Here is a 22,242-nt window from a genome sequence, read left to right on the forward strand (position 1 = left end):
CAGCGTGTCGGCACCATCGCCACCATCGAGCGTGTCGTTGCCAGCATACCCGTACAGCGTGTCGTCCCCAGCCAGCCCGAAGAGCGTGTCCGCCGTGGCATAGCCGTGCAGCGTGTCGTTGTCCGCGCTGGCGACCTGCACCAGCGCCTTGATGGCGGCCACATCCCACATCGCGCCATCGGCAAAGCGGATCTGCTCGACCTGGTAGCCGTAGGWGGCGTCGTTGTAGAAGTAGTTGGCGACAGTGAGGATATCGGCGCTGCCCTTGAGGGTCACCACCAGGTTGTTGCCTTCGCGCACGGCCTTCACATCGTCGGTGGTGATGCCATTGCCCAACTGGATGACATCCTGCTTGCCTACCGTGGTGTCGGCGCTGGAGATGGTGTCCTTGCCCGAGCCGCGGCCAAACAGATAGACGTCGTCGCCCGCGCCACCATCGAGTGAGTCGTTGCCTGCACCGCCATCCAGGGTGTCATTGCCTCCATAGCCGTACAGGCTGTCGCTACCGTTGCCTCCAAGCATCGTTTCGGCCCCGTTCGTACCATTCAGCCTCTGACCGCTTGCTGGCGTGGCTGTCAGATTCGCAAGCACGGTCGCATAGCTCCAACTGGCACCATCGCCAAATTGAATGCGATCCACCGTGTAGCCCGCGGTACTGGCGCCATTCTGATGGAAGTAGAAGGAGACGCGCAGGCTGTCGTTCGTGCCGTTGATGGTGACGACCAGATCATCGTTCTCGCGGCGCAGTGCCACATCCGAGGCCTTCAGGCCCGTCAGCTGGATCACATCCAGCTTGCCCGCCGTGGTGTCGTTCGGCGCGTAGTTGTTGATGGTGTCCTGGCCGGAGCCGACGCCGAAGACGTAGGTGTCGGAGCCGTATCCGCCGCTCAGGCTGTCGTTGCCGGCGCCACCGTCGACGATGTCGTTGCCGTAGCCACCATCCAGCATGTCGTTGCCTTCCTGGCCCAGCAAGGAGTCGTTGCCGTCTCCGCCATACAGGCTATCGGCGCCGGTGCCGCCCTTGAGCGTGTCGTTGCCGGCATCGCCATACAGCGTATCGCTGCCTGCGCCGCCGTCCAATGCATCGTCTCCACCCCGACCGCGCAGCATGTCATTGCCGTTCTGGCCGCTTAGCATGTCGCTCGTTTCATAGCCCGTCAGGCTATCGTTGCCAGCTGTCGCCAGCAGGACCTGGGTCTTCACCGTGGCAATGTCCCAGGCCACGCCGTCGGCGAACTGGATCCGGTCTACCGCGTAGCCGTATGTGCTGACCCCATCCTGATAGAAGTAAGACGAGACGCGCAGGCTGTCGTTCGTGCCGTTGATGGTGATGACCAGGTCATCGTTCTCGCGGCGCAGCGTCACATCCGAGGCCTTCAGGCCCGTCAACTGGATCACATCCAGCTTGCCCGCCGTGGTGTCGTTCGGCGCGTAGTTGTGGATGGTGTCCTGGCCCGAGCCAACGCCGAAGACGTAGGTGTCGGAGCCGTATCCGCCGCTCAGGCTGTCGTTGCCGGCGCCACCGTCGAGGATGTCGTTGCCGTAGCCGCCATCCAGCATGTCGTTGCCTTCCTGGCCCAGCAAGGAGTCGTTGCCATCTCCGCCATACAGGCTATCGGCGCCGGAGCCGCCCTTGAGCGTGTCGTTGCCGGCATCGCCATACAGCGTATCGCTGCCTGCGCCGCCGTCCAATACATCGTCTCCGCCCCGACCGCGCAGCATGTCATTGCCGTCCTGGCCGTTCAAGGTGTCGCTCGTTTCATAGCCCGTCAGGCTGTCATTGCCTGCCGTCGCCAGCAGGACCTGGGCCTTCACCGTGGCAATGTCCCAGGCGACGCCGTCGGCGAACTGGATCCGGTCTACCGCGTAGCCGTATGTGCTGACCCCATCCTGATGGAAGTAGGAGGAGATGCGCAGGCTGTCATTCGTGCCGTTGATGGTGACGACCAGGTCATCGTTCTCGCGGCGCAGCGTCACATCCGAGGCCTTCAGGCCCGTCAGCTGGATCACATCCAGCTTGCCCGCCGTGGTGTCGTTCGGCGCGTAGTTGTTGATGGTGTCCTGGCCCGAGTCAACGCCGAAGACGTAAGTGTCCGAGCCGTATCCGCCAGTCAGGCTGTCGTTGCCGGCGCCACCGTCGAGGGTGTCGTTGCCGTCTCCGCCATACAGGCTATCGGCGCCGGAGCCGCCCTTGAGCGTGTCGTTGCCGGCATCGCCATACAGCGCATCGCTGCCTGCGCCGCCGTCCAATACATCGTCTCCACCCCGCCCGCGCAGCATGTCATTGCCGTCCTGGCCGTTCAGTGTGTCGCTCGTTTCATAGCCCGTCAGGCTGTCGTTGCCCGCCGTCGCCAGCAGGACCTGGGTCTTCACCGTCGCGATGTCCCAGGCCGCGCCGTCGGCGAACTGGATCCGGTCTACCGCGTAGCCGTATGTGCTGACCCCATCCTGATAGAAGTAAGACGAGACGCGCAGGCCGTCGTTCGTGCCGTTGATGGTGATGACCAGGTCATCGTTCTCGCGGCGCAGCGTCACATCCGAGGCCTTCAGGCCCGTCAGCTGGATCACATCCAGCTTGCCCGCCGTGGTGTCGTTCGGTGCGTAGTTGTGGATGGTGTCCTGGCCGGAGCCGACGCCGAAGACGTAGGTGTCCGAGCCGCATCCGCCGCTCAGGCGATCGTTGCCGGTGCCGCCGTCGAGGATGTCGTTGCCATACCCACCATCCAGCATGTCGTTGCCTTCCTGGCCCAGCAAGGAGTCGTTGCCGTCTCCGCCATACAGGCTATCGGCGCCGGAGCCGCCCTTGAGCGTGTCATTGCCGGCATCGCCATACAGCGCATCGCTGCCTGCGCCGCCGTCCAATACATCGTCTCCACCCCGACCGCGCAGGATGTCATTGCCGTCCAGGCCGTTCAGAGCGTCGCTGGTCTCATAGCCCGTCAGGCTGTCATTGCCCGCCGTCGCGAGCAGGACCTGGGTCTTCACCGTGGCGATGTCCCAGGCGACGCCGTCGGCGAACTGAATCCGGTCTACCGCGTAGCCGTATGTGCTGACCCCATCCTGGTAGAAGTAGGACGAGACGCGCAGGCCGTCGTTCGTGCCGTTGATGGTGATGACCAGGTCATCATTCTCGCGGCGCAGCGTGACATCCGAGGCCTTCAGGCCCGTCAGCTGGATTACATCCAGCTTGCCCGCCGTGGTGTCGTTCGGCGCGTAGTTGTTGATGGTGTCCTGGCCGGAGCCGATGCCGAAGACGTAGGTGTCCGAGCCGTATCCGCCAATCAGGCTATCGTTGCCGGCGCCACCGTCGAGGGTGTCGTTGCCATTGCCACCATTCAGGGAGTCGGCTCCCGAACCGCCAAGCAGGGTATCGTTGCCTTCGTTGCCAACAAGCGTGTCATTGCCCAGCATTCCCACTAAAACATCATCGCCGGCCGTTCCAGTCAATACATCTCCTGCACCACTGCCAAGAAATATTCTGAAGTCAGAGCTCAGGTTGGCGGAGAATACTTGTTTCTCTGTCGAGTGGGGAAGAGCTTGCCAGATTTTTTCCAGCCGAGACCAACCATCCCAGCGACCATCGATTCCCGTTCCATGCGGATCGATCACTCGATTCAGATCGACCAGGTCGCCCAATTCGGAGAAAATATCTTCGTTACAATTTTTGGATAAAATAATACCAATGTCACCAAATGACTGATGAATTCTTCCGTCATCATCGAAATGCGTTTTTATTGCATCGAGATACGGTCTTAGTCTGGTCTGGATAACCAGGGAATTGTAGGTTGCCTCTTTAATCTCGTTAAGTGACTGCTGCAACAGGTCACGCCTGGCTGACCATAGCTCGACCGTTCCACCGCCAGCTAGAAGCGTCTCGGGACGATCATTGCCACTGAAGATTGACGTGATAGCAAGAAGGCGCTCGTCGGCAGGCGATAGAGAAACCACTGCATTGGGATGCTGGGTTCTCCATGATTCAACATAATTGTGAATTCGATCGTAATCTAGGTCACTGGTTTTTGCCCACGCCTCAACCAAGGGATCAAGCATTGCCAACTGTTCTTGTCTGTTCTCAGAAGACGCATATTTTGCCAGCGCTGCGCGGAGCATTGCGCCAGCTGGCGTATCGAGACTCGCTGCTTCCCTTAGATCTCTAACGCGGCCTGATCCGAGCATGTCCGGGAGATCTTTCACATCATCTCTAATCGATACCTTGTCCGCATACTCGCGATAGAATTTGTCTTCGCCAAGGTCGATGTCAGCCATCTCGCCAATATCGCCATTCGAACCGGTACCACCGTCGACACGCGTATAGGTACCGAGGTCTGCAATCCTATTTCCATCTGCCAGTATCTGGCTGTTCGTCTGTGACCGCGTGTTGAAGCTGGTTATTCCAAGACTCGCTAGCGTGAACAACTCTTCGGCCTGACTTATGCCATCTTGATTCAGATCTCGCCATACCTTCAGCTTGTTCCAATTTTCATCTGATGCATCGACTATGCCATCAGCGTTTGTATCCTGGTCGCGCAGGGCACAGAATCCGTCCGATGCCTTGGCCCCCGTCGATAACGGCGTGGAGTCTCCAAAAAGCTCCGATCCATCGTCTATTTTCCCATTGCCATTGCGGTCTAGCACCAAGAAGCCATCGTCTGAGTTGATCCAGCCTGTAGCGTTTTTTACACCGTCGCCATCGTGATCGAACATCACCGCACTTGCGGTTACGCCTACCGTTTCCAGACCATCGCCATCCAAGTCTAGCGTTAGGGGATCACGCCGTGGTTGGACGCGGGTCGCATTAACATAATCAATGTTTGCGCCAAGCAATGAAGATAGCTCATTTGTGACGAAGCGGTAGCTGCGTTGTATGTTCCCATTCGTCGCCTGCTGGGCGAGCGACGCCCCAAGCCAAATGGCCAAACCCAATGCTTGACCACCTGGGACCGCCGCGATCGCTCCCCCAATAGACGCCACAACTCCAGCAGTTTTATCGGCGAGGTTCTGCAGCGCCTCCTCACGTTCCGCGGAAGTTGCCGGGCCAGTCACGCTAGCCTCATAACGCTGAATTGCGTCCGCCAGCTGAATGCCACCCAAGACGGTACCGAGGACGGCGCCCTTGATGCCGAGAGAAGTCGACAGGCTCTTGCCGAACGGGTGATCCTTATAACCAACCATCGCGATGGCAATACCCGCCAACCCAAGCACACCGGAAGCGTGATCGACGGAGCCAGCGTCGTTGCTGCCAACATCCGCGTACCCCTTCAGAGCTTCAGCAAGGATATTACCACCTGTCATAATAATATTTTGCATTATTTTCACCACCTAAAAAAGTAGCCAAATATAAGAAGAAACCAACCATAAACGTGGCCGGACAAGTACATCTGTGCTAAATGAGTTAGCCAGTATTTTTTTGCTAATTTTGATGCGATGTTGCTGTCATTTTTTTCTAGGGAATGCATGACGATTAGTGCGTCGCGTGGCTGTGTTTTTCCGAGAAGATGCGTGATTGATTTTCTATTTTTTGATTGAATTTCATTGGCAAATAAAAGTGCAATGAGGAATGGGGCCGTCAAAAAAAAGAAAATAATTCCTCGATTGAATTGTGGAAAGTGATGGGTGTGAATCCATGCAACTAATAATGGAAATGTAAATCCTATTGCCAAAGTGATGTATGGATGTCGCCTTGGTTTTGGTGTTAATGATTCTGAATTCATTTTGTGTTTATATGGATTTTTAGTTGTTGATGGTGTCCTGGCCGGAGCCGACGCCGAAGACGTAGGTGTCCGAGCCGTATCCGCCAGTCAGGCTGCCGTAGCCGCCATCCAGTCTGTCGTTGCCTTCCTGGCTATCGGCGCCAGCCATTCCGCAGCATCCCATTGAGCTGCGACAGTTCACTGGTCGTTATTTGAGCAGGCACGTCTCGCTCCCTATTCGTTGCTGTTCGTTGTGAGGGCATTCGCCTTGAAGCCGAGGATGGTCGCGGTTACTGAGTCCTGAATCTCCATCCAGTGGCTCAGCAGTTCTCTACGAAAGTTGACGGATACGCTGACGCGCAAGCCTGGCCGCAGAAGGAACCTTTGCTGGCAACGCTCAGCTGCGTGGGAAGCGTTTCCGCACTCTATGAACGTGGTGACTCGACCTGCGTCGTCTCTCCTGATATAGACATTGGAGCTCGACGCGTAGGTCCACACGCTGCTCGCGGATGACTCGACAATGGGAGCGTAGCCTGTCAGCCCGTACGTTTGTTCCTGAAGGCGTCGATATGGGAACTGTCGCCGCTTTGGATCGCGTAGACTTTCGACTGCCCGTTCCAAGGCGGTGTCACCGCCGGTTCCGAAGTTTGTGTTCGCATCGACCAGGACCCGCATCCATCTCGTTGTGCGGATGGTTTCCTTACGCGCGTCATCGTGGTTGTCCGGGTCGAGCACCGTCATATCCGGGAAATGCACCTCGAATGCGAAACCACTGATGCCGGACTGAAAGGTCCGCACTGGTTTTGGTCCGGTTCGGCGCTCCATGAAATTTGGATCGCCGTCGTACTCGAGGAACCGCGCATACGGTGATGGAATTACGACGGGAATGCCACCAAGATGTCCGATGGCGGACGGCCTTTCCGACGCCGCGAGCACGGCACCTTGCATGCACCACAGCAGCGTCGCGAGCCATACAGACGCGATGCCACACCTTTTGCGCCACTTGTTACTTTCCATCTTTCTCCCCGTCGATCGCAGGACCGTGAGAAGACCGTTTCCATGCGGGAACAGCGGCCCCCCTTCGGCAACCACGGCAACACCCGCCAACCCAAGCACGCTGGAGGCATGATCGACGGAGCCAGCGTCGTTGCTGCCAACGTCCACGGCCCCCTTCGGGGCTTCAGCAAGGGTATTGCCCCTTTCCAGAATGTCATTCGGCATTATTTTCACCACCTCCTTTGCGCAGAAATATGAATAAAAATTCAACCATGGCACAAACACCGCCGACTTGTGCGCCTGCACCTACCCCGGATAGCCACCAGCCGGCCAGATACAGTGCAACTCTGCTACTATTTACTGGAACTATTTGAAATTCCATTCCTGTGTTTACAAAAATGGTAAAATATATGCAGATTAATATAACTAAAATAGAAATCGCGAATCTTGAGGTAAGTCGCAGTTTTGATTTATTGCGTGTGATTTCGATGCCACGATTAAAGTAGAATTCTCTGGCGGCGAGGAAGCCAATGATTGAGTAGGGAATGGCCATCACCATCATCAGCGAGAAATATAAAAAAGAAACACACGGAAATGATGATTTAATAATATAAAATTTGATTGGTGGAAATGTTGATTGAATCCAGGCAAGCCGATCAATTAGACCTCCGTCGCAGGCCGTATCGCCAGCAAGGAAGGGAATTGCACCAACTACAAATATCGGTGCGAAGCAAATAAGAGTTCGATAATTCATGGCTATTTAAGTCGAGCTTTGCGCCCAACTGTCGACCAGGTTATCGAGTTGTGTCTGCTGTCCTGCGTGCGTTTCGGTCCGAACGTAGCTCTGGAGGACAGCGGCCAGGGCCGGACTGAGGCTGGCAGCAGTGCGCAGATCCCGGACCACGCCGGTGCCATTCATTGGGGGTAGCGCACTGGGCGCGTTGCACTGACATGACTTGACGTTGCAATCCATCCCGACGACGAGGAAACTGTGGCAGTAGGGCCTGTCCAATATGACTTGAAATTATCTTTCACATCATGAAAAACTATGGATCCAACATTATCATTTGTCGCCACTTTTCAATCCCGTAATATATTTTGCGAAATTAGAAATTTCAAATAAAACAAAAAGCCAGGAAAAATAGAAAAAATTGAGAGTGCATATTGACCATAATGCAATCGCTGCGCGACTGGATTTTATGATCAGCAGGATTTTTGAAGATGGCTGATGTATGTTCCCGGTTAACTCAATTAGATACGGGCAAATCAGGGCCACCAGGAGGAATAGGGTAATAATTACCCTGGAGGTAGCGTTCTTCTTTGAGATCACTTCGCGCAGGGGAAGCAAATTGATTATTGATAGCGCCGTAAGCACGCCAAAAATGGGGGGCAACAGAATAGCGCTTCCGTAAGACAATGCAATCGGGAGCGGCAATTCTGAATTTTCGGTGACGGYGCGTACGTCCGGTATGCGGGTGGATAATTCGTAAAGTATCTTACTCTCGCCTTCATCGTGAATTGGCGAAGGAAATAGTGACAAAAAAATAATAAGTACTATTCCGGATAATAGTGCCGTCATCGGGAAATAGGACGGAAAAATTGGACGCCATATCGCCGTTCCCTTATTTTCAATATTATTCATTGATTTTTAGCGAATAATGATAGTAGGGGAATTGTTTAGCAAAATGTCTGCATATCCAGCTCCGAGCTTAGTGCTGATGTAACCCTATCCCACGCTTGGGCCATCTCATGGTTTACGATGGCTGAACGAATTTCCTGCCTGGCAAGATCGTTAGCGGCCGTGATAAGACTATTGAGTTTATCGGAAGCTTCTCCCAAGATTTTCCCGAGATATTGTGCTGAGCTGCTTGCGGCATCCCATTCGTCCAATTTATTCCAAGCCATGCTTATCTCCTTCCTTTGCGAAGAAATATGAATAAAAATTCAACCATGGCACAAACGCAGCCAACGAGTGCGCCAGCATTTACCCCGGATAACAACCAACCCGCCAGATATAGTGCAACTCTGCTTCTATTTACTAGGGCTGTTTTAAATTCCATTCCTGTGTTTACAAAGAGGGCAAAATATATGCAGGTTAATATAGCTAAAATAGAAATCGCGAATCTTGATGTAAGTCGAAGTTTTGATTTGTTGCGTGCGATTTCGTTGCCACGATTAAAGTAGAATTCTCTGGCAGAGAAGAAGCCAATAAGTGAGTATGGAATAGCCAGCATCATCATCAACGAAAAGTATAAAAAAGAAACACACGGAAATGATGATTTAATTATATAAAACTTTATTGGTGGAAATGTTGATTGAATCCAGCCAAATCGATCAATTAGACCTCCGTCGCAGGCCGTATCGCCAACAAGGAATGGAATTGATCCAACTACAAATATCGGCGCGAAGCAAATAATAGTTCGATAATTCATGGCTCTTGTTTATATAGGTGAAGTTGACGTGATTGGTGCAGGAGGCAGGTCTGGTTCTGCGAAATAAACATTCACCGCTCCGTCAAACTCTCCGATTTATGAGATAAAAGTGGAGACAAGAAGAACTCAATGACGCGACGTTTTCCCGTCCTTAATTCCGCTGTAACAGACATCCCGGGAGACAAGCGAACCAGTTTCCCATCCACGTCAATTACCGTCTTCGCGAGCCGAATCCGCGACAAGTAGATCAACCCTCTCTTCTCATCGTTGATCGCGTCGCGCGAAACGGCAGTGACCGTCCCATCAATCGTCCCGTACTTGGTGTAAAGGAAAGTCTCAATCTTCACCGTTGCCGGCTGTCCGGTGGTGACGAAGCCGATGTCCTTGTTCTCCAGGAATGCTTCAATTTCCACCGGATTATCTTTGGGTACCACAATCATCAGAGGCTGTGCTTCCGTCACCACGCCACCGACTGTGTGCACGGCAAGCTGCTGAACCGTGCCATCCACCGGCGCCACGAGTCGCGTCAGAGTCACCCGCATCCGTGCTTTGCGTACTTCCTGGTCGAGCGCGGCAATCTTCTGCTGCGCCTCGTTCAGGCTATCGAGATGGGTTCTCCGGGTCTCGGCGGCAAGCGCGGCCAACTGGCCACGTGCTTCTGTGATCGAGGCTTCGATCTCCGTGTAGCGGCTACGCTGAGTCGCCAGGTCGCCTTCCTGCTCAAGGCGCACCTGTTCACGTTCGTAGTAACCATGCCTGGACACGAAATTCTTCTCGACCAGATCCTTGAAGTCCCGTGCACGCTGCTGGGCAAGGGGAACGGTCTGCTCCAGCTTATGAATCAGTTCGGTGATTGACTGACGCTCCGCCTCGCGCCGAACGAGATCGGCTTCCATGCGGGTACGCCTCGATGCGTACTCCGCAAAGTGGCCCTCAAGAAGGAGGCTGGCGTCCAGATACTGTGGTTGAGGAACGTTCTCCGGCCGCTCCATGACTGGCATCCGGCGCTGTTCGATCGCCGCGATCATTGAGCGCGATCGTGTGATCTGCAAGGTGGCTGCAACGTGCTCGGCGTCAAGACGATTCAGGTCGGCTTGCGCCGCGGTTGGATCGAGTTCAACCAGAATATCGCCAGCCCGCACCTCCTGGCTGTCAGTGACATGGATCCCGGTGATCTTGGCCGTCTCCAAAGGTTGGATTACCTTGATGCGATCATTCGGGACAATCTTGCCCTGAGCTGTCGCCACGATATCGATCTGGCCAAAGATGGACCAAACCAGGGCGATCGCGGCAAACGCGATTAGCAGCCACATGACTACCCGCGGGGCCGGCGAGACAGGTGACTCGACAAGCGAGAGGGCAGCAGGCAGAAATTCGGCCTCTGCGCGGCTGTATCCTGCGGACTCCAGACTCTTGCGTGCTTGCCACGCATGCGAGAATACTTTTCCGTAGCGAGCAAAGAGATCCGCGAAGACCTTAAGGCGAAGAACAAGGCTTCCCATCATCCAGCCTGCAAAGCGTGGAGCCGGGCATAGTGCCCATCGGGCTTTCCCAAAAGGTCTGCGTGGGTTCCGACCTCCACGATCCTGCCGTGCTCCATCACAACGATCCGGTTGGCATCCCGGACCGCTGAAAGGCGGTGTGCGATGATCAGCACTGTGCGGCCGCGGCAAATCGATTTCATGTTGTCCTGGATGATGCGTTCGGATTCATAGTCGAGCGAACTGGTGGCCTCATCGAATATCAGGATGCGCGGATTGACCATCAATGCGCGGGCAATCGCGATACGTTGTCGCTGTCCTCCGGACAAGGTGGCGCCATGTTCGCCGACCAGGGTGTCGTAGCCTTCCGGCAAATCGGAAATGAACTCGTGCGCACCGGCCAGCCTTGCCGCACGGATCACCGCATCCAGCGGTGCCCCTGGATCCGTCAGAGCAATGTTCTCGCGGATCGTGCGGGCGAACAGTGTGTTGTCTTGCAGTACGACACCGATCTGCCGTCGCAATGAAGTGGCATCCACCAGCGCCAGGTCGATGCCGTCGACAAGGATCCGCCCCTGCTCCGGTGTGTATAGCCGTTGAATCAATTTGGTCAGCGTGCTTTTTCCTGATCCGGATCGACCGACAATGCCAATGACTTCGCCAGCCTCGACGCAGAGCGACACGCTGCGCAGCACTTCAGGCATATCTGGTTTGTAGCGGAACACCACGGCGTCCAGGTCTACACGGCCACGGATCGAAGGCAATGCGGACTTGGTGCCGACAGTCTCGGTGCGCGTATTGAGGATGTCACCCAATCGTTGTACTGAAATGCCGGTCTGCTGGAAGTCGGTCCATAGTTGGGCCAGACGCATGACCGGCTGGGCGACTTGTCCGGCGAGCATGTTGAATGCGATCAGTTGGCCGACAGTCAGATCTCCGCCAATCACAAGTTTCGCGCCAAAGTACATTGTCGCCACCGTCACAAGCTTGCTTACGAGTGTGACGCCGCTGTTTGCCAACGTACCGATCGTGGAAGTGCGAAAACTGGACGACACATAGGCCGCGAGTTGGTTGTCCCATTGGCGGGTCCACTGCGGCTCGACAGCCATCGCCTTGACCGTATCGATCCCGCTCACCGTTTCCACAAGGAAGGCCTGATTTTCAGCGCCTCGATTGAACTTCTCGTGGAGCCTGGCCCGCAGCATTGGCGTCCAGGAGATCGATAGCATTACGTAACACGGCAGCGACAGCACGACGATCAGCGTTAGCCAGCCGCTGTAGTAGAACATCACTGCCACGAAAACGAACGAGAACAACAAGTCCAACCCCAGGGTGATGGCATTGCCCGTGAGGAAACTCCGAATCGTCTCCAGCTCGCGCACGCGTGCGACGGAGTCCCCGACCCGTCTCGCCTGGAAATAAGACAACGGTAGGGAGAGTAGATGGCGGAAGAGCTTCGCACCCAGTTCAACGTCGATCCGGCTGGTCGTATGGGAGAAGAGATAAGTGCGGAGCGAGGTAAGGACAACCTCGAAGGTGATGACCACAAGGAGGCCCGCCGCAACGACGTCGAGCGTAGTGAAGCCACGATGCACCAATACCTTGTCCATCACCACCTGAAAGAACAGCGGCGTGATCAATGCGAAGACCTGCAGGACAAGGGAGACGACCACTACCTCGCCTAGCAGGCGGCGGTATTTCACGATGGCGGGAATGAACCAGGTGAAATCAAACCTGGCGAGATCGCCGGCAATGGATGCACGGGAGGCGAACAGGATGAGTTCTCCCGCCCACCATTGATCGAATTCGTCAGTTGACCGCACTACGGGGCGTTGTGATTCAGGATCGTGAATCAGGCATTTTTCTTTATCCACCTTGGCGAGGACCAGGAATTTTCCATCCTTTCCGACTGCAATCGCAGGCAACGCCGCTTTGTTCAGGCGTTGAGCACGCACGCGACTTGCCCTGGCAGAAAGCCCCAGCTTTCTTGCGGCTAGTATCAACTCCAGCCTGGACAGACTGGCGCCGGCACGGAATTCGTGTTCGATCTGCGCCTTCTCCACTGCCAGAGAGTGGAAGCGAGCAATCAGGCAAAGGCATTCCAATCCGGTGTCTATCGCGGATGGGCGCAGTTCGTCCTGGGTCTCGCCATTGTCGGAGATCAAGGCAAGTGGCGAAGGTTCGCTCATGCCCTGGTCAACCAAGACAGGCTGCGAGCGATGATCGAGCGAAATGGATTGGAGGTCGCGGCGCTTTGCGCGCGCGCGAGCATACTGCTTTGAGCTGAATGCAAAGCTGAGTCATGACCACCCGGAAATCCCCAGAAGACTGCGTTTATCTATGTTGTTTCTGGCGCCCGAGGTGCAAGCGGAAGTAAGATGAATCAACGAAATCTTACGCATGCCTCAGTTGCTCGTTAACGCGAGTCTGTCATGCCTTCGAATGCTGTTGAAATAGAACTTTTTGCAAATTTACTATAAGCGATAATTATCCTGAATTCCGTAGTCAGCGCCGGCCTGCTGCGGGTGGCCCGCCAGACTGTTGGTCCGGATTGGACGCGCTAGGCCAGTACCTCAAACGCACCGATCCTGGTCTTTCCCGAAGGCATTTGGGCACGCGGCACGCTCCAAAGGGGACTCAGGGCGGGGCAGATTTCATCCGAGGTGGCTTGCCGGTTACACTTGATCCGTTGCCCGCCACTACGAGGAAGCCATGCACCCAGCCACGGAAGCCATCCTGATCTATAACCATGGCCGCGATCCCGAGCGGCTGACACGCAAGCTCGCCGCCATCGCCACGGATCCGTTCGCTTTCCTGCGCGGCACCAACCATCTCTATGCCGCCGCCGTGGGCAATGAGGCCGCGCTGATCGAGGCGCCGACCACCTATGTCTGCGGCGATCTCCACCTGGAGAATCTCGGCAGTTTCAAGGGCGACAACGGCCTGGTCTATTTCGACCTCAACGACTTCGACGATGCGCTGGTCGCGCCGCTTACGGTGGATCTCGTGCGCCTGCTATCGAGCCTGATGATCGCGGCACCGCAACTGGGACTGTCCACCGCCGATGCGCGTGCCGGCGCCGAGCGCATGCTCGATGCTTATGCGGCAGTGCTGGCCAGCGGCAAGCCGCGCTGGGTGGAGCGCGCCACGGCCACCGGCATGGTCGCGACACTGCTGCGCCGCGTCAAACGCCGCAGCCGCGGCGAACTGCTGGCCGAGCGCACGGTGCGCAGTGACGGCAAGCGGCGGCTGCTGGTCGACGGCAAGCATGCGCTGGCGCTACGCAAGGGCGAGCGCAAGCGTGCCGCCACCATCCTGCGCGAGTTCGGGCGGCAGTCGCAGCATGGGCGGCTGGTCGCGGATGATGCCGCCCGCCGGATTGCCGGCGTTGGCAGCCTGGGGCTTGAGCGTTACGTGGTGCTGGCCCATGCGCAGGGCGATGCGCTGGGCCAGCGCCTGGTCGACATCAAGCGCGCCGCGCCCAGCGCCTGGCAAGGCCTGCCGTACCGCACGCAACCCAACTGGGACAGCGACGCATCGCGCGTGGTGCATATCCAGCACGTCATGCAGGCGGTCTCGCCTGCGCTGCTTTCCGCGGTGTCGATGGGGAAGGCGTCTTCCTTTATCGTCAAGAGCCTGCAGCCCACCGCCGACCGGGTCAACCTTGGCCCGCACACCGATCGCGAGGAACTGCGCGAGGTGCTGATTACCATGGCGCGCACGGCGGCCTGGTCGCATATGCGCGGCTGCGGGCACAACGCCGCCGATCGCATCGAGCAGTTGCAGGAGTTTGCCAGCGGTTCGCGCTGGCGCGCGCCGGTGCTGCGGCTGGCACGGCACGGGTGCGAGCTGGCGCAGGCACAGTGGAAGGATTTCGCGGAGGATTACCGGCTGGCGCGAGGGCTGGGGAAGAAAAGGGTCAAGCCGGGCTGACGTCACGGCCTTGCGCGGGACAGCGCCGGAGAATGCGGAGAATGCGGGGAAGCGGCGCCGGACGATGCATGCCTGCCATCATCCGGCGCCTTTGCCGCGGCGGCCAGGCCGCGGCTTGTCCATCAGACTTGCGTAATGAACTTGGTCACCAGGTAGCCATCGAAGGTTTCCTGGCCGCCTTCGCTGCCGATGCCGGAATCCTTGATGCCGCCGAACGGCGTCTCGGACAGCGCCATGCCGAAGTGGTTGATATTGACCATGCCGGCTTCCAGGCCGTTGGACACCAGCGTCGCGGTCTTCAGCGAGTTGGTGAAGACATAGGAGGCCAGGCCATAGGGCAGGCTGTTGGCGCGGCGCAGCACTTCCTCGGCATCCTTGAAGCGCGTCACCGGCGCCACCGGGCCGAAGGGCTCGTCGACCATCAGCTTGGCATCGTCGGGCAGGCCGGTGACCACGGTGGGGGCGAAGAAGAAGCCCTTGCTGCCGATGCGCGAGCCGCCGGCCACCACCTTGCCGCCGCGATGGCTGGCGTCATCCAGGAACTGCTCCATCGAGGCGATGCGGCGCTCGTGCGCCAGGGGGCCCATCTGGGTGCCGTCTTCCAGGCCGTCGCCGACCTTGATCGAGCCGATCACTTCGGTAAAGCGCGCCAGGAACTTGTCATAGGCCTTTTCCTGCACGTAGAAGCGGGTGGGCGACACGCAAACCTGCCCGGCGTTGCGCAGCTTGAAGCGCGCCAGCATTTCCGCCGCCGGCTCGATATCGGCATCGTCGAACACCAGCACCGGCGAGTGCCCGCCCAGTTCCATGGTCACGCGCTTCATGTGGGCGCCGGCCAGCGCGGCCAGCTGCTTGCCCACCGGCACGGAGCCGGTGAACGAGATCTTGCGTACGATCGGCGATTCGATCAGGTAGGTGGAGATCTCGCTCGGCACACCCCAGACGATGTTCAGCACGCCCGGGGGCAGTCCTGCATCGTGGAACAGCTGGGCCAGCGCGACCACCGCGCTGGGCGAATCTTCCGGGCCCTTGAGGATCAGCGTACAGCCGGCGCCGATGGCCGAGACCATCTTGCGGATCGCCTGGTTGAAGGGAAAGTTCCACGGCGTAAAGGCAGCGCAGACGCCGATCGGCTCGCGCACCACGATCTGGCGCACATTGGGCTGGCGCGGCGGGATCACGCGGCCGTAGATGCGGCGGCATTCCTCGGCGTGCCATTCGGCGTGCTCGGCGCAGCTCATGACTTCGCCGATGGCTTCGGCCAGCGGCTTGCCCTGGTCCAGGGTGATATTGCGGCCGATCTCCTTGGCGCGCTCGCGGGTCAGTTCCGCCACGCGGCGCAGGATCCTGGAGCGATCCAGCGGCGAGGTCTTCTTCCAGCTTTCAAAGGCGCGCTGCGCGCTGTTCAGGGCGCGGTCGAGGTCGGCGCGGCTGGCGTGCGGCAGCTTGCCCAGGAGTTCCTGGGTGGACGGGTTGATGACGTCTTGCTCGCGTCGGTCCCCTCCCTTGACGAATTCCCCGTCGATATAGAGGGCGAGATCCTGGTACATGCCTTTCTCCTGAAGAAGGTTGCGTGCGACAAGCGCAGCCGGTGCCGCCGCCGTGGGGGTGCCGCGCCCGGCCGGGCGCGGCGGCCAAACCGCAAGCTTAACCTGACGGCTCGTTTTGTGCACCGGCGGGTGCTCGGTGCCGGGTGTGCCGCGCCTGGCGCCGTGCCGCCACCATGCTGCGCGTGGCCAGGGCCAGCGCATTGTGCCGGGCGCCGCCACCGAGGCTGTCGGAAATCTCCGTGGCGGCGTTCAGCACCATCCCGGCAAAGTCCCTGATCTTCTGCGGCTTGAAGCGCTCCGCGGGCCCCGACAGCCCGACGGCGGCGATCACGTGCCCGTTGCCGTCGCTGATCGGCGCCGCCACGCCGTAGACCGTTTCGCGCCACTCGCCCCGGTTGACCGCATAGCCTTGCCTGCGGATCTTGTCCATTTCCCGCAGGAAGCGTTCCGGCTCGACGATGCTGTTGGGTGTGGACGGCACCAGCGCGGCCGATATGCGCTGCAGCGCGGCGTCCGGCTGGAAGGCCAGCATGGCCTTCCCGGTGGCCACGCAGTGCGCCACCACACGGCCGCCGATCTGGGTATAGGCGCGCACCGGGTTGGGGCTGTCGATCTTGTGCACGTAGACCACTTCGGCGCGATCCAGCACCGAAAGATGCACGCTTTCGCCGCTGGCGTGCATCAGCTTGTCCATCCAGGCTTCAGCGTGGCGACGCAGGTCCAGGCGCGAGAGCACCGCGGAGCCCAGTTCCCAGAGCTTGATGGAGGCGCTGTAGCCTGTGCCGGAGGCGTCCCGGATCACATAATTGAGTTCGGTCAGCGCCTGCAGCAGGCGGTGCACATTGCTCTTGGCCAGGCCCAGGTGGGTGGCGATCTCGGTCAGGCCGAGGGGGCGGTCGCAGTGCGCCAGCAACTCGATGACGCCCAGGCCCTTGATCAGGGTGTTGTTCATGACGGACTCGCCGCGTGTGATGCACCCGGCATGAATTCTCAAATGTGGAACGATAGTAGCCTATTTTGGAACGTGAATATAATGGTTTGCATCGCGGTTGCAGAGGCGATGCCGGGCTTGCGGACGCGATGGCGCCAACAGCCCGGAATCAGCCACGCCGCCAACGTTTCCCGGGTATCCAGATGCACGATGTCAGCGAGAAGGACCTGCCCCTGCACGGGGTCAGGGTGGTGGAGTTCTGTACCGTGGCGGCCGGGCCCTTCTGCGGCATGCTGCTGGCCGACATGGGTGCCGAAGTGGTCAAGGTGGAGCCGCCGGACGGCGACACCTTGCGCCAGTGGCCGCCGCTGTCGAACGGGTTCTCCGAGAACTTCGCCTCGCTCAACCGCAACAAGCAATCGGTGGCGCTCAACCTGAAGGATCCCGCCGACGTCGCGCTGGCGCGGCAACTGATCCTGGACGCCGACGTGGTGATCGAGAACAACCGCCCCGGCGTGATGGACCGGCTCGGCCTGGGCTATGCGAGCGTTCGCGAGCGGCGGCCGCAATTGCTGTACTGCTCGGTATCGGCCTACGGGCAGAGCGGGCCGCGCGCCGGCGAGGGCGGCTTCGACCTGACCATCCAGGCCGCAGCCGGGGTGATGAGCGTGACGGGCGAGCCCGATGGCGCGCCCGTCAAGTGTGGCGTGCCGCTGGCCGATTTCGCTTCCGGGCTCTATGCCGCCTTCGCCATTGCCAGCGCGCTGGCGCGCGTGCGTGCCGGCGGCGCGGGCTCGCATATCGACGTGCCGATGTATGGTTGCACGCTCGGCATCGCGGCGCTGCAGACCAGCGAATACTTCGGCACGGGCAAGAGCCCGGTCAAGCTCGGTTCGGCCCATCCGCGCAATGCACCGTACCAGGCCTTCCGGGCCGCCGATGGCTGCTTTGCCATTGCCGCGGGCAACCAGAAGCTCTGGCTGGAAGTGGTGCGGGTGGTCAGGCTGCCGGCGCTGGCGGCCGATTCCCGCTTTGCCACCACGCGCGATCGCGCCGCCAACCAGGCTGCGCTCAAGGCGCTGCTGGAGGAGTGTTTCGCCGGTGCCGGCGTGGCGCACTGGATCGCCGCATTCAATGCTGCCGGCGTGCCGCATGCGCGCATCAACGATTACGCCGCCGCGCTCGACGATCCCCAGGTCGCGCATATGGAGTGGGTGCAGCCGCTGACCTTGCCCGGCGGGCACCAGACGCGCACCTTTGCTTCGCCGCTGCGCCTTGACGGCCAGGGCCTGCCGATCCGCCGCGACCCGCCCGCGCTGGGGGAGCATAACGACGCCATTCGCGCACGTTACCCGCTGGCCGGCGCGGACCAGGACTTCTCGGGGGAAAGCAGGGGGAAAGCATCATGAACGACAAGATCGAACGCCTGCGCGAGTTCGTCGCCAACATTAGCCGGCTGGTGGAACAGGCCGGCCCCGCGGGCGCGAACGAGGCCGTGCTGCTGGCCTGTGCCACCGGTCCGCTGCGCGCGCTGGTGGCGCACGACGACTGGCTGCCCGACGCCATGGCGCAGCCGCATCCCATCTATTACCAGCAGCACTTGCTTTACGGCGACCCGCTCGATCGCTTCTCGCTGGTGAGCTTCGTGTGGGGGCCGGGCCAGCAGACGCCGGTCCACGACCATACCGTGTGGGGCCTGATCGGCGTGCTGCGTGGCGCCGAGATCGAGCAGCGCTACCGTGTCGAGGCTGGGCAACTGGTGACCGACGGCGGCGAGGTCCTGCTGTCCGCAGGCCAGGTGGCCGCGGTTTCGCCCACGCTGGGCGATGTGCACCGCGTGCGCAATGCCCATGACGACCAGGTCTCGATCAGCATTCACCTGTATGGCGGCAATATCGGCCGCATCCAGCGCCATGTCTACGATGCCGCGAGCGCAGAGACCAAGCCCTTCGTCTCCGGCTACTCCAACGCGCTGGTGCCGAACTTGTGGCCCCCGGCGGCGGCGTGAGGAGGCAACGGTGACACAAGGACAAGGCATCCTGCTGGTCGATCGACAGGGCGACGTCACCCGGTTGATGCTGAACCGGCCCGAGCGCGGCAATGCGTTGTCCGCCGCGCTGGTGGCGGAACTGGCGGCGGCGGTGCAGGCCTGCCACCACGATGGCACGCGTCTGCTCGCCATCGAGGGCGCCGGCACGCATTTCTGCACCGGCTTCGACCTGGGCGATCTGGATAACGAGAGCGACGATTCGCTGCTGGCGCGCTTCGTGCGCGTCGAGCTGCTGCTGCAAAGCGTGCACGGCGCGCCCTTCACCACCGTAGCGCTGGTACAGGGACGCGCCATGGGCGCGGGCGCCGACCTGCTGGCGGCCTGCGAGCAACGCTGGATCGCGCAGGGCAGCACCCTCGCCTTCCCGGGTGCGGCCTTTGGCCTGGTGCTGGGCAGTGCGCGGCTGGCGCAACTGGTCGGCGTGGCCGCGGCGCGGGAATGGATCGTCAGCGGACGTGCCGTGCCGACCGATGAAGCGCTGGCTTCCGGGCTGGCCGGCGCGGTGCTGGCGCCGGAGGAACGCGCCGCCGCGCTCGCGGCGCTGGCCGCGCGGGCGCGGCGGCTCGATGCCCCGACACAGGCCGCCATCCTGGCCGCCACGCTAGGCGGCCAGGGCGCGGCCGAGGCGGCGCGCGCGGCGCAGTTAGCCGAACTGGTGCGCTCCGCTGCCCGGCCCGGACTCAAGGCGCGCATCGCGGCCTATCGGGAGGCGTCCAGGCGCTAAAGCGGGGCGCTTATGCCTTGGGTGCCCGCAAAGGGCGCCCGTGTACGCTTAGTTCTTCGGCGCGTTGGCAGGCGCGGCCGACATCTCCTGCTTCAGCGTCGCATTGTTGTCTGACTTCTGCGCGCTCTTTTGCTGCTTGGCGGACTTGACCTCCTGTTTGTACTCGCTCTTGGCAGCCTTCTTCTTGGACTTGTATTCGTCCGAAGCCTGCTTGTTGGCATCGCGGTGCTGCACCAGCGGGTCCTTGGGCGGCTCGATCTGGGTCGTGCCGGCCGGTACAGCGGCGTTGCCGCTATCGGCAGGGGTGGCGGGCGCCTGGGCAAAGGAAGCGGCACATAGCAGGCCGGCGGCCAGGGCGGTGGAAGCTTGCAAAAAGCGAATCGACTTGATCTTCGACATTTCGGACCTCATGGCTTAGGGATCGGCACGGCCCTCGGTACCTTCGCGGGGACGCCGCGAAGGCCGCTCTGCGAGACGCCGAGGGCCACTCGTGTTGCGCATTTCGCTATTGTTTGACTTCCCGCCGCCAAGGCTCGTGCCCGGATCCAAACAACTGCTTACAATTGGCTTTCCGTCTGACAGACGTCCGCTGACAAAGGCTGTCAGCGAGGTATGAGATAGTGGCGTGCGCGGGGCATTGTGATCGACATCGATATCGACATCGGCATTGCTCCGTTCACCCCATGATTGTCCGGCGCAATAACACGACACAAGCAGCCTCGAACATGCCAACAAAATCCAAAGCCCAGTTGACCACGGGCCCGATCGGCCGCACCTTGCTGCTGTTTTCGCTGCCGGTGCTGGGCAGCAATATCCTGCAGTCGCTCAATGCATCGATCAACTCGGTGTGGGTCGGGCATTTCCTGGGCGAGGCGGCGCTGACGGCCACCTCCAATGCCAACATCATCCTGTTCTTCCTGCTGGGCGTGGTATTTGGCATCAGCATGGCCAACACCATCATGATCGGGCAAGCCGTGGGCGCGCGCGACCTGGTCGAGGCGCGCCGCGTGGTGGGTACCAGCACCACGTTCTTCGTGCTGCTCTCGGTGCTTGCCTCGGCGCTGGGCTATGCCTTCACGCCCGACATCCTGGCCGCGATGGATACGCCGGCCGATGCCAGGCCGCTGGCCATCAGTTACCTGCGCATCATCTTCCTGGCGCTGCCCTTCATGTACTTCTACAACTTCGCGATGATGACGCTGCGCGGCGCGGGCGATTCGCGCACGCCGTTTTATTTCATGTTGTTGTCGGTGGGCCTGGACGTGGTGCTCAATCCGCTGCTGATCTTCGGCATGGGCCCGCTCCCCGGACTCGGCATCGCGGGCTCGGCGCTGGCCACGCTGATCGCGCAAGTGGTGAGCCTGGCCGCGATGCTGGTTGTACTCTACCGCCGCCGTCATTTCCTCGCGCTGCGCCGGCATCAGCTGGCCTACCTGCGGCCCGATACCGCCATCCTGCGCGCGCTGGTGGCCAAGGGCCTGCCGATGGGTTTGCAGATGGTGGTGATTTCGTCGTCGGCGATCGTGATGATGTCGCTGGTCAATCGCTACGGCTCGCAGACCACGGCTGCGTACGGCGTGGCCTCGCAGTTGTGGACTTACGTGCAGATGCCGGCGCTGGCCGTGGGCGCCAGCGTGTCGTCAATGGTGGCGCAGAACGTGGGCGCCGGCTTGTGGGATCGCGTGACGCGCATCACGCGGGTAGGGATGTTGTTCAACCTGCTGATGACGGGCGCGCTGGTCGGCTTGATCTACCTGTTCAACCGCCACTCGCTGGGGTTGTTCCTGCCCGATGACGGCACGGCGATCGGCATCGCCCAGCATATCAATGCCATCGTATTGTGGTCCTTCATCCTGTTCGGCTTCACCATCGTGGTGTTCGGCACGGTGCGCGCCACCGGCGCGGTGATGGCGCCGCTGGTGATTCTTTTCCTGTCCATGTGGGTGGTGCGGCTGCCGTTCGCCTGGATACTCGAACGCACCATCGGCGCTGATGCGATCTGGTGGAGCTTCCCGCTGGGCTCGATGGTCTCGGTGACGCTGGCGATGGCTTACTACCGGTTCGGCAACTGGCGCGCCAGCCATATCCTGCCGGCGACGCCCGGCCTGGCGCCGGAGCCCGAGTTCGCGCCCCAGGCGCCCGACACCAGCATGGGCACGCCATGCGAGGAAGCCCTGACCACCGCCGGCGCTGCTGGCGCTGGCGAAGCGGCGATAGCAGGCGCGGCGCGCGAGGTGTCGAAGCAGGGCGCCGACTGAGCGCGCGCCCGCTTGCGCCTCGTTCGCGCGGCAGCCATCCCGTCGGCATGAGAGGCAAGCGCAAGATGCCGTCGGCGCGTTCGTGCCCGTCGCATGGCGATCTCGGCGGCGCCTGCTCTCTTCGGGCTTTCCTTCAATTCCCCTTCAACTTCCCTTCAGGTTCCCTTCAGTTACCTTTCATGCGTCTTTCGTGGATA

General features: G+C 60.1%; 18 protein-coding genes. 5 read left to right on the forward strand and 13 right to left on the reverse strand.

Annotated elements, in window-relative coordinates; all coding sequences use genetic code 11:
- The 10 genes from AC1DQ3_RS13780 to AC1DQ3_RS13825 form a co-directional block, all read right to left on the reverse strand.
- The coding region (locus tag AC1DQ3_RS13780) for a calcium-binding protein (RefSeq protein WP_477120743.1) at positions 1-5,307 on the reverse strand (5,307 nt) is incomplete at its 3' end.
- A 5-nt stretch (positions 5,308-5,312) separates the two neighbouring features.
- A complete protein-coding gene (locus AC1DQ3_RS13785; protein ID WP_477120744.1) occupies positions 5,313-5,711 on the reverse strand; it encodes a hypothetical protein in 399 nt (132 codons plus the stop codon).
- Between the two features lie 19 nt (positions 5,712-5,730).
- A complete protein-coding gene (locus AC1DQ3_RS13790; protein ID WP_477120745.1) occupies positions 5,731-5,859 on the reverse strand; it encodes a hypothetical protein in 129 nt (42 codons plus the stop codon).
- Between the two features lie 65 nt (positions 5,860-5,924).
- A complete protein-coding gene (locus tag AC1DQ3_RS13795; protein WP_477120746.1) occupies positions 5,925-6,911 on the reverse strand; it encodes a hypothetical protein in 987 nt (328 codons plus the stop codon).
- Positions 6,901-7,440 carry a hypothetical protein gene (locus AC1DQ3_RS13800; protein WP_477120747.1) on the reverse strand — a complete coding sequence of 180 codons (540 nt, stop codon included), beginning with the start codon at positions 7,438-7,440 and terminating at the stop codon, positions 6,901-6,903. The genes AC1DQ3_RS13795 and AC1DQ3_RS13800 overlap by 11 nt, the downstream gene beginning before the upstream one ends.
- A gap of 309 nt (positions 7,441-7,749) precedes the next feature.
- Complete coding sequence (locus tag AC1DQ3_RS13805) at positions 7,750-8,328, reverse strand: hypothetical protein (protein ID WP_477120748.1); 579 nt, start codon at positions 8,326-8,328, stop codon at positions 7,750-7,752.
- 35 nt (positions 8,329-8,363) lie between these two features.
- On the reverse strand, positions 8,364-8,591 hold the full coding sequence (locus tag AC1DQ3_RS13810; RefSeq protein WP_477120749.1) for a hypothetical protein: 228 nt from the start codon (positions 8,589-8,591) through the stop codon (positions 8,364-8,366).
- Positions 8,592-8,593: 2 nt separating this feature from the next.
- Positions 8,594-9,118: a hypothetical protein gene (locus tag AC1DQ3_RS13815; protein WP_477120750.1), complete on the reverse strand. Its 525-nt coding sequence runs from the start codon at positions 9,116-9,118 to the stop codon at positions 8,594-8,596.
- 71 nt (positions 9,119-9,189) lie between these two features.
- Complete coding sequence (locus AC1DQ3_RS13820) at positions 9,190-10,623, reverse strand: HlyD family type I secretion periplasmic adaptor subunit (protein ID WP_477120751.1); 1,434 nt, start codon at positions 10,621-10,623, stop codon at positions 9,190-9,192.
- Entirely contained in the window at positions 10,620-12,788 is a 2,169-nt protein-coding gene (locus AC1DQ3_RS13825) for a type I secretion system permease/ATPase (protein WP_477120752.1), read from the reverse strand. Before AC1DQ3_RS13825 ends, AC1DQ3_RS13820 begins: the two co-directional genes overlap by 4 nt.
- Before the next feature lie 523 nt (positions 12,789-13,311).
- Between AC1DQ3_RS13825 and AC1DQ3_RS13830 the strand changes: the two genes are divergently transcribed.
- On the forward strand, positions 13,312-14,532 hold the full coding sequence (locus tag AC1DQ3_RS13830) for a DUF2252 domain-containing protein (RefSeq protein ID WP_477120753.1): 1,221 nt from the start codon (positions 13,312-13,314) through the stop codon (positions 14,530-14,532).
- Positions 14,533-14,654: 122 nt separating this feature from the next.
- On the opposite strand, the gene AC1DQ3_RS13835 is transcribed toward AC1DQ3_RS13830, so the two are convergent.
- Entirely contained in the window at positions 14,655-16,082 is a 1,428-nt protein-coding gene (locus tag AC1DQ3_RS13835) for an NAD-dependent succinate-semialdehyde dehydrogenase (protein ID WP_477120754.1), read from the reverse strand.
- Positions 16,083-16,179: 97 nt separating this feature from the next.
- Positions 16,180-17,034, reverse strand: a complete 855-nt coding sequence (locus AC1DQ3_RS13840; RefSeq protein WP_477120755.1) for an IclR family transcriptional regulator — start codon at positions 17,032-17,034, stop codon at positions 16,180-16,182.
- A gap of 182 nt (positions 17,035-17,216) precedes the next feature.
- On the opposite strand from AC1DQ3_RS13840, the gene AC1DQ3_RS13845 reads away from it, so the two are divergent.
- The 3 genes from AC1DQ3_RS13845 to AC1DQ3_RS13855 are packed head-to-tail and all read left to right on the forward strand — an operon-like array spanning position 17,217 to position 19,787.
- Positions 17,217-18,422 (forward strand): CaiB/BaiF CoA transferase family protein, encoded by a 1,206-nt coding sequence (locus AC1DQ3_RS13845; RefSeq protein ID WP_477120756.1) that lies wholly within the window; start codon positions 17,217-17,219, stop codon positions 18,420-18,422.
- Entirely contained in the window at positions 18,419-19,021 is a 603-nt protein-coding gene (locus tag AC1DQ3_RS13850; protein ID WP_477120757.1) for a cysteine dioxygenase family protein, read from the forward strand. The genes AC1DQ3_RS13845 and AC1DQ3_RS13850 overlap by 4 nt, the downstream gene beginning before the upstream one ends.
- 10 nt (positions 19,022-19,031) lie before the next feature.
- Entirely contained in the window at positions 19,032-19,787 is a 756-nt protein-coding gene (locus AC1DQ3_RS13855; protein WP_477120758.1) for an enoyl-CoA hydratase/isomerase family protein, read from the forward strand.
- A gap of 48 nt (positions 19,788-19,835) precedes the next feature.
- Here the strand turns inward: AC1DQ3_RS13855 and AC1DQ3_RS13860 are convergent, their stop codons facing one another.
- Positions 19,836-20,186, reverse strand: coding sequence for a hypothetical protein (locus AC1DQ3_RS13860; protein WP_477120759.1), 351 nt, complete (start codon positions 20,184-20,186; stop codon positions 19,836-19,838).
- A gap of 326 nt (positions 20,187-20,512) precedes the next feature.
- On the opposite strand from AC1DQ3_RS13860, the gene AC1DQ3_RS13865 reads away from it, so the two are divergent.
- Positions 20,513-22,045, forward strand: a complete 1,533-nt coding sequence (locus AC1DQ3_RS13865; RefSeq protein WP_477120760.1) for an MATE family efflux transporter — start codon at positions 20,513-20,515, stop codon at positions 22,043-22,045.
- Positions 22,046-22,242 lie beyond the last annotated feature (197 nt).

Source organism: Cupriavidus sp. 01T418 (assembly GCF_056398885.1).